The sequence below is a fragment of the Citrobacter amalonaticus genome (assembly GCF_002918555.1).
Lineage (GTDB): Bacteria > Pseudomonadota > Gammaproteobacteria > Enterobacterales > Enterobacteriaceae > Citrobacter_C > Citrobacter_C amalonaticus_A.
Genome location: NZ_PQMB01000004.1, coordinates 186,054 through 201,079, shown reverse-complemented (window position 1 = coordinate 201,079; position 15,026 = coordinate 186,054). Strand labels below are relative to the sequence as shown.

The following is a 15,026-nucleotide window of genomic DNA, read 5'->3' as shown; positions in this document are numbered from 1 at the left end:
TCCCCAGTTAATTCAATGCGATCTTGCCGATCTTGATTAAGTAATAGCGAACGAAAACGTTAGCCAATGCGATAAATGCGATGCCAATAAACATGCCAGACAGGTATGCGGGAAGATTTTGCACCAGTGGCCAGCCCCAGATGGCGGGTAATGGAAACCATTGCACTGAACCTAAAACAATGGCGGTCACCGATCCTATAACGGCCCCAATGATGTTAATTGAGATGGTGATAACCGGATTTTTTAGCATAAAGGGGATAGCCCCTTCGCCAATCGCCAGAAACCCCAGAATCAAAGATGTTGTTCCGGTGATGCGCTGGTTTTCGTCGAAGACACGCCGTCTGACAATAAAACGATCGATGAGGGTTGCAAGGCCGATCCCGACAGGCGGGATCACAATCCCCAGCACGCGCGCTGTGAGGGGGAAGATATGATCCGCGGCCAGGCCAATGGCGATAGCACCAGCGGATTTATTCACGGGGCCGCCCAAGTCAAAGGCCGTCAGAGCGGCAATAATCACTGCCAGCATTAACGCGCTGGAGGTACCCTGCTCCGTGATAAATTGCTGCAAAAATCGGTTAATGCCGCCAAAAACGGGATCGACAAAGTAAAAATTGATAAAGAAGATAGCGAGTACCGACAGGCCAGGAACGATGAGCATTGGCTTCATGGCCTGCAAATGCTTATGCAGCCGAATGTGTCGATTCAGATAATCAGCAATAAATCCGGCTAGCGCGCCGAGAATCAGTGCGCCGATAAATCCCGAAGGGACGCCGCCGCTTACCGACCAGAAGGTATAATGCAGCCCACCGGCAAATGCCCCGCCGATGAATCCGGGGACCAGCCCTGGCCTGTCGGCGATGCTCCAGGCCATATAGGCGGCAAAAACCGGATACATAAACTTCATGATCATATTGCCGTACAGCGTTAAAAAGTGGCAAATGACCAGCAGGGTGCTGCTCTGACTGGCGTAGCGATTATTTCCGATGTCAGTGATGCCGAACAGACTGGCTGCCAGTTGCCCCACGCCGATCATTAAACCTGCGGCGACGATCACCGGGATCATGTAGGAAATGCCGCTGGAGATGCCCTGGTAGAGCTGTCCGCCAAAGGATAGCGTGCTTTTCCGGGTCATCTGTTCGCCGCTTTCGGCTTCGTCAACAATACCATCAGGCTGCGTCAATATTCGCTCAATTAACCCATCGGGATCCTTTAAGGGTTCGGACACAGAGGTCGCGATAAAGGGTTTACCGTTAAAGCGCGCTTTCCCTTTTGGCGGTAAGGAGGCCGCAAAAATGACCCCGCTTGCCTGACGAATTTGCTCATCATTGACCTCATCTTCGATGCCGCTAGCCCCCTGTTTCTCGCTGAATACCCGGATACCCCGGGCTGCACCCGCTTTCTCCAGCGCTTCGGCGGCCATATAGGTATGGGCAATACCCGCTGAGCAGGAGGTGATCACAATCAGGCTTTTCCCGCTGTCGTTGACAATGTTTTTTTCTGCTGTCGCGTCGTGATTATCCAGATGTGCGAGAAAATCCTCGACCGTTGACGCTTGTTTCAGCGCGGTGACGTTTTGCTCATCCATCAACGCCAGGCTGAGCGTGGAGAGTAAGCGCAAATGACCATCGTCATCCCCCAGCGGCACGGCCAGCAAAAAAACCAGAGAGACTTTATCTTCGCCATCCATTGTTGGCCAGTCATCGACGGGGTGTGTCAGCCGTACTGCGGCAAAGGCTGGCTGGTTAACAACAGGCGATTTGCCATGTGGGATGGCGATACCCTGTTCAAAACCCGTTTCTGAAATATTTTCCCGTTCCCATACCGCCTGGAGAAAAGCGGATTTATCCGCGATCTTCCCTTTTTGAAATAGAAGATGGGATAAGTTTTCCAGAATAATTTCACGATTGTTCCATTCTTGATCCAGAAGAATCAAATCGTGAGACGTCACATCGCTTAGCAGCATATAGTCCTCAATGTGTCGATTTGCTCATTAGGTTAATTTATTAAAAATAAAATGACTCTCTTCCTGGGGTGTTTAGTTTTCTAAATTTAAATTTGCTGTAACAATAGGGTTTGCATTATTTTTGTCAAGAGTATGACCATACAATGAATGTACCATAAAATGGTTTGAACTCCATTTGCAGATAGTAAGGTGATAGCGTGAATTAACTTTATGAGAATGTTTTATGAATAATAATTTAAAAGTCTTATTGTGTGTGCCTGTGATATACAGTTCGTTTAGCTGGAGTGGTGATACCTGGGTTGATGTTCGTGCTGCACATAATATGCGTGCGGATACTAACGAAACCAGGATTAAATTTATGCATCAGGCAAATAACGGATTCTATTTTTCGGCTGAAGCGACGCAAAACCATAATGAGTCCTTTTTTGGCGATGAAGATAGTAAGGATGGAAAAGATGATGGTGTTACTGGGGTATCCCAGGAAATAGAAACGCGCTGGCAGTTTAAGTTAGGTGATGGTTATTCAATTGCTCCTGGCATGACGACAATTTTCACCAAAACGAATACCCATTATCGACCTTTTATTCAGGGATGGAAGGATTTTGGTAACGGTGTCAATATCTCAGCACGCTATCGTTATAACACCACCAATGATGCGCACAGCGATCTGATGGTTGGTAGTGATGAGTATACTCGCCGTCAGTCTCATCAGTTCGATATCTGGATAGCCTACAATATTGGTCGATTTGGTATGTCATGGAATCCGCGTTTTCGCTACCAAAATGGAGTGGATCAGGGAAACGGAAAAGATACCTATTGGGAGCATACGCTGGCGTTCAATTATAAAATGGATGATGACTGGACGCCCTACATTGAGCTGGGGTCAATCGATAAAACATATATCGATAGTGATGGTAACCACAAAAACGAATTTGTGGGACGTCTGGGTATCACCAAAAAATTGTGATATCCGCAATCAGGTATCGGATGTATTAAGTAATCGATATCCGATACCGTCAATGAAATTCAATAACCGTATCTGTGATTCTCTCTGGTAAAGCGAAGAGGCATCAGTTGTTGTCTCAATACACCAGGAGCGGGATGCAATTCGAGATAAAGTTGAGTTTTTCTGCGTGATGGCAATGACTTTGATATTTTTTCTTTTGGCGCTTCGGGCCATTTCTGTAATATCTTTTGTTTCGCCAGATTTACTGACAATTAATAACATTCCTTTATTGATTAGTGCAAGTTGATGAACATCGGTTAACTCCAGGTGAGGAATTCCGGCAATCGATATAAAACGTGATAAGTAGTTGAGGCTGGTTATTGTTGCGCCTCTTGCGTATAAATAGACATGGGATGCATTACTGAGTGTCTGGCAGAGGCTGTTGATTTCGTTCTCTGTACTATCGGTCTCCGAGGTACAGACAGGCATTTTCCCATGTTGTTCTGAACTCCATTTATAGCGCAACTCCGTATATCCGGAATAGCCCATTTTTTTACTGACTCGATTAACAGAGGTTGTTGTCGTAAAGGTCTCGCTGGCGATTGTTTTAGCAGACATCATTGCTAATCTGTGGGTATTACAAAGTATATATTCATACACAATACGCTCTGTCCGTGAGAAAGTATTCATATCGACCACCATTTATATTTTACTGCCAGCAGTTAGTATTGTTTGAGGTTAATCGGTTAACCTTAGTTTTGTAATGTGGTAAACTTGATTAACCAACCAAAATGAGTAAATTGCTGGCACACTGTACACATTAGTGTGAAACCAGTCACAGGCTGTATTCATCTGATTATCATCTCTTGCCTGACAGAGCAAAATGTAACTGTTGAGTGTCATTTATCGCTTTCACTGATATTCCTTCCTACATATCATTAAATTCTAATTATCGCCATTTTCGGTGGCAGCGCGGCGATGCGCTGGTTACTCTGAAAAGGTTTACGCAAAATTAACAAAAGAGAATAGCTATGCATGATGCACAAATCCGCGTTGCCATCGCGGGAGCCGGGGGACGCATGGGGCGTCAGTTGATTCAGGCCGCGCTGGCAATGGAAAACGTGACGTTGGGCGCCGCACTGGAGCGGGAAGGGTCTTCATTGCTGGGCAGCGACGCCGGGGAGCTGGCGGGGGCCGGGAAGACAGGCGTTACCGTGCAGAGCAGTCTTGATGCGGTAAAAGATGATTTTGACGTATTTATTGATTTTACCCGTCCGGAGGGCACGCTAAATCATCTGGCGTTTTGTCGGCAACATGGCAAAGGGATGGTCATTGGCACAACGGGCTTCGATGACGCAGGCAAACAGGCGATCCGCGACGCCGCGCAAGAGACCGGCATTGTCTTTGCGGCTAACTTTAGCGTGGGCGTTAACGTCATGCTGAAGCTGCTTGAGAAAGCCGCGAAGGTGATGGGCGACTACACCGATATTGAAATTATTGAAGCGCACCACCGTCATAAAGTGGATGCGCCATCGGGAACCGCGCTGGCGATGGGTGAGGCGATTGCCCATGCGCTGGACAAAGATCTGAAAGAGTGTGCGGTCTACAGTCGGGAAGGTCATACCGGCGAGCGCGTGCCGGGGACTATTGGTTTTGCGACCGTGCGTGCGGGCGACATTGTGGGTGAACATACCGCCATGTTTGCTGATATTGGCGAGCGGGTCGAGATTACCCATAAAGCGTCCAGCCGTATGACCTTTGCCAATGGCGCAGTGAGATCGGCTTTATGGGTAAGCAAGAAGCCAAATGGCCTTTTTGATATGCGAGATGTGCTTGATTTGAATAATTTATAGTAATTTATTATCTTTTTTCTGTGATTGTGTTTGTAATAATGCATTGATTATAAAGGGTAATTTTTATTGCCCTTTTATTTTCTCTTTGTTTTTTATGTTTTTAAATGGAATCTCATAAAATTTACTGTTTACCATGCAAATTCTGTTGCCTGAATGTAAATTTTGACCGGATGGTCCACTTTTCATGCGTCTGAATGCATTTTTTACAATGTTTATCGCACGCAAGCGTTTTCCAGAATGACTTAGGTGATCTTTTTGCTTGTTAAATCGTGAAAATAGTTCGTGACTGGCAAATTAACACAAAAAATAGCGCCTTTAAGTTGACTTTTACCCGCCAAATCTCCAGAATGCCGCCGTTTGCCAGAAATATATGGGTAAGCAGATTTGCATTGATTCAAACGATGTAAATGAATTAATATGCAAATAAAGTGAGTGAATATTCTCTGGAGGGTGTTTTGATTAAGTCAGCGCTATTGGTTCTGGAAGACGGAACCCAGTTTCACGGTCGGGCCATAGGGGCAACAGGTTCGGCGGTTGGGGAAGTCGTTTTCAATACTTCAATGACCGGTTATCAAGAAATCCTCACTGATCCTTCCTATTCCCGCCAAATCGTCACTCTTACTTATCCCCATATCGGAAATGTCGGCACCAATGAAGCTGACGCAGAATCCTCTCAGGTACATGCGCAAGGTCTGGTCATTCGCGACCTGCCGCTGATTGCCAGCAACTTCCGTAATACTGAAGATCTCTCTTCCTGGCTGAAGCGCCATAACATTGTGGCGATTGCCGATATCGATACCCGTAAGCTGACCCGTCTGCTGCGCGAGAAGGGAGCACAGAACGGCTGCATCATCGCGGGCGATAGCCTCGACGCGGCGCTGGCGCTGGAAAAAGCCAAAGCCTTCCCGGGACTGAACGGCATGGATCTGGCAAAGGTTGTCACTACCAACGAGACTTACAGCTGGACTCAGGGAAGCTGGACCCTGGCGGGTGACCTGCCGGAAGCAAAATCTGCCGATGACCTGCCGTTCCACGTTGTCGCTTATGACTTCGGCGCGAAACGCAACATTCTGCGTATGCTGGTGGACCGCGGCTGTCGTCTGACGGTGGTTCCGGCGAAAACCTCTGCCGAAGAGGTACTGAACATGAATCCGGACGGCATCTTCCTCTCCAACGGCCCTGGCGACCCGGCACCGTGCGATTATGCCATTGACGCGATACAAAAATTCCTCGAAACCGATATTCCGGTGTTCGGCATCTGTCTCGGCCATCAGCTGCTGGCGCTGGCGAGCGGCGCGAACACTATCAAGATGAAGTTCGGCCACCACGGTGGCAACCACCCGGTGAAAGATATCGACAACAACACGGTGATGATCACCGCGCAGAACCACGGCTTCGCAGTGGATGAGGCCTCTATGCCTGCTAATTTGCGCGTAACGCACAAATCACTGTTCGACGGCACCCTGCAGGGGATTCATCGCACCGATAAGCCAGCGTTCAGCTTCCAGGGACACCCGGAAGCCAGCCCTGGCCCACACGATGCCGCACCGCTGTTCGATCACTTCATCGAACTTATCGAGCAATACCGTAAGACCGCTAAATAATCAGGAGCTGAGAAGACAATGCCAAAACGTACAGACATAAAAAGCATCCTGATTCTGGGCGCGGGTCCGATTGTTATCGGTCAGGCGTGTGAATTTGACTACTCCGGCGCACAGGCCTGTAAGGCGCTGCGTGAAGAGGGTTACCGCGTCATTCTGGTGAACTCCAACCCGGCAACCATTATGACCGATCCGGAGATGGCCGATGCGACCTACATCGAGCCGATTCACTGGGAAGTGGTGCGCAAGATTATTGAAAAAGAGCGCCCGGACGCAGTTCTGCCTACTATGGGCGGACAGACGGCGCTGAACTGTGCGCTGGAACTGGAGCGTCAGGGCGTGCTGGAAGAGTTCGGCGTGACCATGATTGGCGCCACCGCTGATGCGATTGATAAAGCAGAAGATCGCCGCCGCTTCGACATCGCGATGAAGAAAATCGGTCTCGACACCGCGCGTTCCGGTATCGCCCATACGATGGAAGAGGCGCTGGCCGTGGCGGCCGATGTGGGCTATCCGTGCATCATCCGTCCTTCCTTTACCATGGGCGGCACCGGCGGCGGTATCGCTTACAACCGCGAAGAGTTTGAAGAAATTTGCACCCGCGGTCTGGATCTCTCCCCAACCAACGAACTGCTAATTGATGAGTCGCTGATTGGCTGGAAAGAGTACGAGATGGAAGTGGTGCGTGATAAGAACGACAACTGTATCATCGTCTGTTCTATCGAAAACTTCGACGCCATGGGGATTCATACCGGCGACTCCATTACCGTTGCGCCAGCCCAGACGCTGACCGACAAAGAATACCAAATCATGCGTAACGCCTCGATGGCGGTGCTGCGTGAAATCGGTGTAGAAACCGGGGGATCTAACGTCCAGTTTGCGGTGAATCCGAAAAATGGCCGTCTGATCGTTATCGAGATGAACCCGCGCGTTTCCCGTTCCTCCGCGCTGGCTTCAAAAGCGACCGGCTTCCCAATCGCCAAAGTCGCGGCAAAACTGGCGGTGGGTTATACCCTCGACGAACTGATGAATGATATCACCGGGGGGCGTACTCCGGCGTCGTTCGAACCGTCCATCGATTATGTGGTGACGAAGATCCCACGCTTCAACTTCGAAAAATTTGTTGGCGCTAACGACCGTCTCACCACTCAGATGAAATCTGTGGGTGAGGTGATGGCGATTGGTCGCACGCAGCAGGAGTCTCTGCAAAAAGCGCTGCGCGGTCTGGAAGTGGGTGCCACCGGTTTTGACCCGAAAGTCAGCCTGGATGACCCGGAAGCGCTGACCAAAATTCGCCGCGAGCTGAAAGACGCAGGGGCTGAGCGTATCTGGTATATCGCCGATGCTTTCCGCGCAGGCCTGTCAGTAGACGGCGTGTTCAACCTGACCAACATCGACCGCTGGTTCCTGGTGCAGATTGAAGAGCTGGTGCGTCTGGAAGAGAAAGTGGCGGATATGGGCATCAACGGCCTGGACGCGGACTTCCTGCGCGTGCTGAAGCGTAAAGGCTTTGCCGATGCGCGTCTGGCTGCGCTGGCGGGCGTGCGTGAGGCGGAAATCCGCAAGCTGCGCGAGAAGTCAGGCCTGCACCCGGTCTACAAGCGTGTGGACACCTGCGCGGCAGAATTTGCCACCGACACCGCGTATATGTACTCCACTTATGAAGACGAGTGTGAAGCGAATCCGTCCGTTGACCGCGACAAAATCATGGTTCTCGGCGGCGGCCCGAACCGTATCGGTCAGGGTATCGAATTTGACTACTGCTGCGTCCACGCCTCGCTGGCGCTGCGCGAAGACGGTTACGAAACCATTATGGTTAACTGTAACCCGGAAACGGTCTCAACCGATTATGACACTTCTGACCGTCTCTACTTTGAGCCGGTGACGCTGGAAGATGTGCTGGAAATCGTGCGCATCGAGAAACCGAAAGGGGTTATCGTCCAGTACGGCGGTCAGACGCCTCTGAAACTGGCGCGTGCGCTGGAAGCCGCAGGCGTACCGGTAATCGGGACCAGCCCGGATGCCATCGACCGCGCGGAAGACCGTGAACGTTTCCAGCATGCGGTTGACCGTCTGAAGCTGAAGCAACCGGCTAACGCCACGGTGACCGCCATCGACATGGCCGTTGAAAAAGCGAAAGAGATTGGGTATCCGCTGGTGGTACGCCCGTCTTACGTCCTCGGCGGGCGCGCGATGGAAATTGTTTACGACGAGGCGGACCTGCGCCGTTATTTCCAGACGGCGGTAAGCGTCTCCAACGATGCGCCGGTGCTGCTGGATCACTTCCTGGATGATGCCGTGGAGGTGGATGTCGATGCCATCTGCGATGGCGAAATGGTGCTGATTGGCGGCATTATGGAGCACATCGAGCAGGCTGGCGTACACTCCGGCGACTCTGCCTGTTCTCTGCCAGCGTATACGTTGAGTAAGGACATCCAGAATGTGATGCGCGAGCAGGTACAAAAGCTGGCCTTTGAACTGCAGGTGCGCGGCCTGATGAACGTGCAGTTTGCGGTGAAAGACAATGAAGTGTATCTGATTGAAGTCAACCCGCGTGCGGCGCGTACCGTGCCGTTCGTCTCCAAAGCCACCGGCGTACCGCTGGCGAAAGTCGCGGCGCGCGTGATGGCAGGGCAAACGCTGGCACAGCAGGGTGTCACCAAAGAAATCATCCCGCCGTACTACTCGGTGAAAGAAGTGGTGCTCCCGTTCAATAAGTTCCCGGGCGTTGACCCGCTGTTAGGGCCAGAAATGCGCTCTACCGGGGAAGTGATGGGCGTGGGCCGTACCTTCGCGGAAGCGTTCGCGAAGGCACAGCTGGGCAGCAGCTCCACCATGAAAAAACAGGGGCGTGCGCTGCTCTCCGTGCGGGAAGGCGATAAAGAGCGCGTCGTTGACCTGGCTGCGAAGCTGCTGAAACAGGGCTTCGAGCTGGACGCAACCCACGGTACGGCGATTGTGCTGGGGGAAGCCGGTATCAACCCGCGTCTGGTGAATAAAGTGCATGAAGGGCGTCCGCATATTCAGGACCGTATCAAGAATGGCGAGTACACCTACATCATTAACACCACCGCAGGCCGTCGGGCGATTGAAGACTCCAGGGTCATCCGTCGCAGCGCGCTACAGTATAAAGTGCATTACGATACTACGCTGAACGGCGGTTTCGCCACCGCGATGGCGCTGAATGCCGATGCGACTGAGAAAGTGATTTCTGTGCAGGAGATGCACGCGCAGATTAAAAAATAAATGACGGGTCAGTTGGTTGCCTGATATAAAAATGGCTTCGGAAACGGAGCCGTTTTTTTATTCGATAAGTTAATTCCTGGTCATATATGCCGTAATGGCAACATTTCAATGTAACAAGCAAGATTTGGCTCACACTAATGAGCCGCTAAGTTGCATACTATCCCCTATACCCACAATTTTAATATGGTCTTGTTCTGCCTGCTGGGAACAGGACATAGCAAGTTTTTTAATTTGTGAAATGGTGTGCTTATGTGTGAAGAATATGTTGAAAAACCGCTTTATTTGTTGATCGCTGATTGGGTGATGGCAGAAAAGCGTTGGGTGAGCGCGAAAGAGATCGCAAAGCATTTCAATATGGATCACTGCAAAGCGATTAATACGGTCTCGTATATTCTTGCCGAAGTTGGGGAAATAAGCTGTGAGACTAAGACCATCCCTAATCAGCTGGAAGGTCGGGGCTGTCAGTGTCAGCGTCTGGTGAGAGTGACGCAGATTGATCCCCAGCTTTATGTTCGCCTGGGACATAGCGTACAGGAAAAAATGGTGAGCGCCGTAAAAACGCCGCGCATGCCAGCCGTTCCGCCTGCGGAGCTTAACCGCGAGCAGAAATGGCAGATGATGCTGTCAAAGAGTATGCGTCGGTAATGTCAGAGTGCCGGATGGCGGCATAACGCCTTCTCCGGCATGAATCACTCAGAACCTGACCCACCGGGCGTCATTGGCGCAGGCCGTTCACTGCTACCGGATCGTACACGCCGTGCGTGAGGATGATTCGCGACGCTCACTCTTTGGGCCGCCGCAAGCGGCGCTGTCGCGTTTTGTGCGAGCATTGCCCAGGTTCAACGTGGCAAGCAAAATAGCCTGATGGGCCAGGCTCTAAGCCGATTTGGGTTTTACCTCTGTCGTGCCTTTCAGGCGCGGGCGATTTTTTTCGACCTGAGTTAAGGGCTGCGTTTCTCGTAGTGAGGCCCGACAGCGTACGGCGAGATCCTGATATTCCTGAGTATTCAGCCGCTTCCAGTGCAGCTCCTTTTCCGTCACTTCACGGATAACGCGAGCCGGTGAGCCGACCAGGAGCTGTCGGGCCTCGCCAATAAAACCGGCTTTAACAAAGCTCATCGCGGCGACAATGCTCTCTTCGCCGATGACCGCCCCGTCCATAATCACGCTGTTCATACCGACCAGCGCATCCCGGCCAATCACGCAGCCATGCAGAATAGCACCGTGTCCGATGTGTCCATTTTCATGCACGATAGTGTCGGTATCGCAGTAACCATGCATAATGCAGCCATCCTGCAGATTCGAGCCCGCTTCCAGAATCAGGCGCCCATAGTCACCGCGCAGCGAGGCGAGTGGGCCGACATAAACGCCAGCCCCCACGATGACATCGCCAATCAACACGGCGCTGGGGTGGATATACGCCTCTGGATGGACTACCGGGATCAGGCCTTCAAAGGCGTAATAGCTCACGTGATCTTCTCCTGAATTGCCGGATGAGGCGCTATGCCGCCATCCGGCATGGCAACATTAACAACCCTTCCAGACCGGATCGCGTTTTTCAGCAAACGCCTGCGGTCCTTCGGTGGCATCTTCAGAATGCAGTACCGCCGGATAATGCTTCAGTACGCCGCTACGGATAAAGCGATAGCCCTCTTCGACCGGCATTTCGCTGGTTGTGCGGTAGATCTCTTTGAGCGCAGCAATGGCCAGCGGAGCGCTGTTTACCAGCTGTTGCGCCAGTTCGCGCGCGCTGTCCATAAGCTCAGCCTGGCTGACGACGCGGTTAACGATTCCCCAACGCAGCGCTTCTTCCGCGTCCATCCTTCTGCCGGTCATCACCATTTCATTGACGATTGCGGGTGGTAGTCGCTTAGGCAGGCGCAGTACGCCGCCGCTGTCCGGGACGATGCCAAGTTTGGCTTCCGGCAATGCGAAGCTGGCATTCTGCGCACAAACGATAAAGTCCGCCGCCAGCGCCAGCTCAAAGCCGCCGCCAAAGGCATATCCGTTAACGGCTGCAATCACCGGTTTATCCAGGTCGAAAATTTCCGTTAAACCCGCAAAACCGCCGGGACCAAAATCCGCATCCGGCGCTTCGCCTTCCGCAGCCGCTTTTAAATCCCAGCCTGCTGAGAAGAATTTTTCTCCGCCACCGGTGATGATCGCCACACGTAATTCAGGATCGTCACGGAAGTTAAGAAAGACTTCACCCATCTCAAAACTGGTTCTGGCGTCAATCGCGTTGGCTTTGGGGCGATCCAGCGTAATTTCCAGAACAGGTCCGTTGCGGGTCAAACGTAATGATTCACTCATATTTTTCTCCTGTTTCGTTTTACAGAGACGACAGGGACTCTACAAAACAATGCATATACTCGTCATACTTCAGGTTGCTGGTGCGTTGGCTTTATTACCCGGCCCATCCATGGGCCTCGCCCCTTTGGGGCCAGCGCAAGCGCTGTTCAAAACGACTACGTGTTTTGTCCCGCAACTCGAATTATTTAGAGCATATATTTCGTCACGGTATTATTATCCGGCGAGAAAATACTCTCGCCGGGCGGTTTATTTCAGATTTTTTTTGATTATTTTCCCTGAACAATTTCGCGGCAGATCTTTTCTTATCTCCAGAAAAGAGGGGACTTTAAATTTCGCCATATTTTGCGCGCAGAAACTGAAAAATTCCTCTTCACTCAGCGTTTCACCTTCATTCAGCACGACAAAGGCTTTTATCGCTTCGTCGCGAATAGAGTCTTTAATACCAATTACCACGATGTCCTGAATTTTAGGGTGCGCGGAGATGATATTTTCCAGCTCGACGCAGGAGACATTTTCGCCGCCGCGCTTGATCATGTTGCAGCGCCGGTCAACGAAATAGAAAAAGCCTTCCTCATCCCGATAACCGGAGTCGCCAGTATGCAGCCATCCGCCAGGTTCCAGCGCTTTGGCGGTGGCGTCGGGTCTGTCGTAGTACTCTTTGAAGAGGGTTTTACCCGGCACGCCCTTAATGCAGATTTCACCAATTTCTCCGGCGGGTAGCGAACGGTTCTGTTCATCGCGAATATCTGCCTCGTAGCAAAACCCAGGGCGCCCGATAGACGGCCAGCGCCGCTTATCGCCGGGGCGATCGCCAATGATACCGACAATGGTTTCAGTCATGCCGTAAGAGGTCAGCAGACGCACGCCAAAGCGTTCAATAAAGGCGTCTTTTTCCTGAACCGACAGATTGAGATAGAACATCACTTCGCGCAGACAGTGCTGCTTCTCTTCTGGCGTTGCGGGTTGTACCATCAGCGTTCTGATCATCATCGGAATACATTCCGTGACGGTCACGCGATATTTACGTACCTGTTCCCAGAAGGCCCGGGCGCTGTATTTCTCTATCAGCACGAAGGTGGCGCCGACAGAAAAAGCCGCCATTGCCGCCGTGCACTGGCAGTCGATATGAAAAGCCGGCATGACGGTCATATAGATATCATCATCACGCAGGGCGCACTGCCATGATGAATAGTAGCCTGCAAAGCGCAGGTTGTAGTGGGTGATCACCACGCCTTTAGGACGGGAGGTGGTGCCGGAGGTAAACAGGATTTCCGCGGTATCGTCAGTAGATAACGGTGGTGCATAGCACAATGTTGCAGGTTGTTTCTCTTTCAGACTGGCGAAGTGGCTGACGCCTTCTTCGACCGGGACATCTTCACCAATCAGACAGATGGCGGTAAGCAGGGTATTGTCTTCACGCCAAATCTGGCGATACATCGGATAAAAAGGTGCGCTGGTCACCAACAGACTAACCTGGCTGTTTTGCAGGATCCAGGCGCTCTCCTCGCGCAGCAGACGAGCGTTAACTGGCACCATAATGGCGCCAATTTTTGCCAGTCCAAACCAGCAAAAGAAAAATTCCGGGCAGTTATCCAGATGCAGAGCGACCTTATCACCTTTGCGAATGCCCAGTGTGTAGAAAAGGTTCGCTGTGCGATTGATCTCCTCATTGAGCGAGGCATAGCTGAACTGCTGTACGTTACCGTCGCAGGATTCACAAATAAGCGCCGTTTTATTGCCATATACCCCGGCCAGGTCGTCCCACATCTGACGTAAGTGTTGTCCGCCTACGATATCCATTGCACCTTCATCCCTTTATACCTGCGCTAACCGGACGCGCCGGTTAGCGCCTCGAGTCTAGTTCTCAACTTTGGCCAGACCCTTGCTGACCAGCTCCGTAATCTCTGTTTCGCTGTAGCCGATATTTTTCAAAATGGCAGCAGTATCCATGCCGTGCGACGGCATGCCGCGCCAGATTTTCCCCGGATTGTTTTTGAATTTCGGCATGATGTTCGGGCCTTTGCAGGTGCGACCGTCCATCGTTTGCCACTCGGTAATCGATTCACGGGCGACGTACTGCGGATTGCCCTCCAGTTCAGGAATAGTCAGCACTTTGGCGCAGGCGATATTCAGCTGTGCAAAGCGTTCCTGTACTTCGGCAATGGTGTGCACGGCCAGCCACGCGTCCAGTTTTTCCTCCACCAGCGGTCCGTACGGGCACTCCACGCGGTGAATCAGCTGGGTGCCTTCCGGGACTTCCGGCGTGCCGAGAATGTGCGCCAGGCCGATATCCTTAAAGCACTCGTTGATCTGCGTAATACCGACCAGCTCCATCACGATATAGCCGTCAGCGCATTTATACAGGCCGCAACCGGCATAGTAGGGATCTTTGCCTTTGGTCATTCGTGGGCAAATTTCGCCGCCGTTGAAGTAATCCATCATGAAGTACTGGCCCATGCGCAGCATCACTTCATACATCGCGACATCAATACTTTCGCCTTTGCCGGTTTCCCTGACTTTATGCAGGGCTGCCAGCGCCGCGGTTGTTGCCGTCATGCCGGAGAAGTAGTCGGCGGTGTATGGGAAAGCGGGCATTGGCTGATCGACGTCGCCGTTCTGGATCAGATAGCCGCTGAACGCCTGAGCAATCGTGTTATACGCCGGGAGGTTGGTGTACTCATCGGTGCCGTACTGACCAAAACCGGAAAGGTGAGCGATAACCAGTTTCGGGTTATGTTCCCAAAGGACTTCATCGGTGATACCGCGGCGAGCAAACGCCGGTCCTTTGCTGGCTTCGATAAAGATATCGGTGGTTTCCATTAACTTCAGAAACGCTTCCCGTCCTTCATCTTTGAAAATGTTTAATGACAGCGCGTGCAGGTTGCGGCGCGACAGCTGTGGGTAGTTGGGCTGAACACGAATCGTATCGGCCCAGGCTACGTTTTCAATCCAGATCACTTCCGCGCCCCATTCGGCAAACATCTGTCCGGCGAACGGCCCGGCGATTTCGATGCCGGAGAAGACAACCCGCAGCCCGGCAAGGGGGCCAAAGGCAGGCATGGATAGACGATTCATAAATTAGCTCCTGGCTTTTTTATTAT

The 15,026-nt window shown here is 51.7% G+C and carries 11 protein-coding genes; 5 read left to right on the top strand and 6 right to left on the bottom strand.

Features of this window, described 5'->3' with window-relative positions; translation table 11 throughout:
• Positions 1 to 7: 7 nt before the first annotated feature.
• The gene (locus C3432_RS18670) at positions 8 to 1,966 is read right to left on the bottom strand and encodes a fructose-specific PTS transporter subunit EIIC (protein WP_103778058.1); all 1,959 of its coding nucleotides are present in this window, start codon (positions 1,964 to 1,966) and stop codon (positions 8 to 10) included.
• A gap of 223 nt (positions 1,967 to 2,189) precedes the next feature.
• Here C3432_RS18670 and C3432_RS18665 point away from each other — a divergent pair, with 223 nt between their 5' ends.
• The gene (locus tag C3432_RS18665; RefSeq protein ID WP_103778057.1) at positions 2,190 to 2,933 is read left to right on the top strand and encodes an oligogalacturonate-specific porin KdgM family protein; all 744 of its coding nucleotides are present in this window, start codon (positions 2,190 to 2,192) and stop codon (positions 2,931 to 2,933) included.
• Between the two features lie 9 nt (positions 2,934 to 2,942).
• On the opposite strand, the gene C3432_RS18660 is transcribed toward C3432_RS18665, so the two are convergent.
• Positions 2,943 to 3,602, bottom strand: coding sequence for a MurR/RpiR family transcriptional regulator (locus tag C3432_RS18660; RefSeq protein WP_103778056.1), 660 nt, complete (start codon positions 3,600 to 3,602; stop codon positions 2,943 to 2,945).
• Positions 3,603 to 3,943: 341 nt separating this feature from the next.
• On the opposite strand from C3432_RS18660, the gene dapB reads away from it, so the two are divergent.
• The 4 genes from dapB (at position 3,944) to caiF (ending at position 10,257) form a co-directional block, all read left to right on the top strand.
• Entirely contained in the window at positions 3,944 to 4,765 is an 822-nt protein-coding gene (gene dapB, locus C3432_RS18655; protein WP_103778055.1) for a 4-hydroxy-tetrahydrodipicolinate reductase, read from the top strand.
• Between the two features lie 455 nt (positions 4,766 to 5,220).
• Positions 5,221 to 6,369, top strand: a complete 1,149-nt coding sequence (gene carA / locus C3432_RS18650) for a glutamine-hydrolyzing carbamoyl-phosphate synthase small subunit (RefSeq protein WP_103778054.1) — start codon at positions 5,221 to 5,223, stop codon at positions 6,367 to 6,369.
• Positions 6,370 to 6,387: 18 nt separating this feature from the next.
• Positions 6,388 to 9,612, top strand: a complete 3,225-nt coding sequence (gene carB / locus C3432_RS18645; RefSeq protein ID WP_103778053.1) for a carbamoyl-phosphate synthase large subunit — start codon at positions 6,388 to 6,390, stop codon at positions 9,610 to 9,612.
• A 249-nt stretch (positions 9,613 to 9,861) separates the two neighbouring features.
• Positions 9,862 to 10,257, top strand: coding sequence for a carnitine metabolism transcriptional regulator CaiF (gene caiF / locus C3432_RS18640; RefSeq protein WP_103778052.1), 396 nt, complete (start codon positions 9,862 to 9,864; stop codon positions 10,255 to 10,257).
• Positions 10,258 to 10,488: 231 nt separating this feature from the next.
• On the opposite strand, the gene caiE is transcribed toward caiF, so the two are convergent.
• The 4 genes from caiE to caiB form a co-directional block, all read right to left on the bottom strand.
• Positions 10,489 to 11,082, bottom strand: a complete 594-nt coding sequence (caiE, locus tag C3432_RS18635) for a carnitine operon protein CaiE (RefSeq protein ID WP_103778051.1) — start codon at positions 11,080 to 11,082, stop codon at positions 10,489 to 10,491.
• A gap of 57 nt (positions 11,083 to 11,139) precedes the next feature.
• Positions 11,140 to 11,925, bottom strand: a complete 786-nt coding sequence (gene caiD, locus C3432_RS18630; protein ID WP_103778050.1) for a crotonobetainyl-CoA hydratase — start codon at positions 11,923 to 11,925, stop codon at positions 11,140 to 11,142.
• Between the two features lie 246 nt (positions 11,926 to 12,171).
• Positions 12,172 to 13,725: a crotonobetaine/carnitine-CoA ligase gene (gene caiC, locus C3432_RS18625; RefSeq protein WP_103778049.1), complete on the bottom strand. Its 1,554-nt coding sequence runs from the start codon at positions 13,723 to 13,725 to the stop codon at positions 12,172 to 12,174.
• Between the two features lie 57 nt (positions 13,726 to 13,782).
• Complete coding sequence (caiB, locus tag C3432_RS18620) at positions 13,783 to 15,000, bottom strand: L-carnitine CoA-transferase (protein ID WP_103778048.1); 1,218 nt, start codon at positions 14,998 to 15,000, stop codon at positions 13,783 to 13,785.
• Positions 15,001 to 15,026 lie beyond the last annotated feature (26 nt).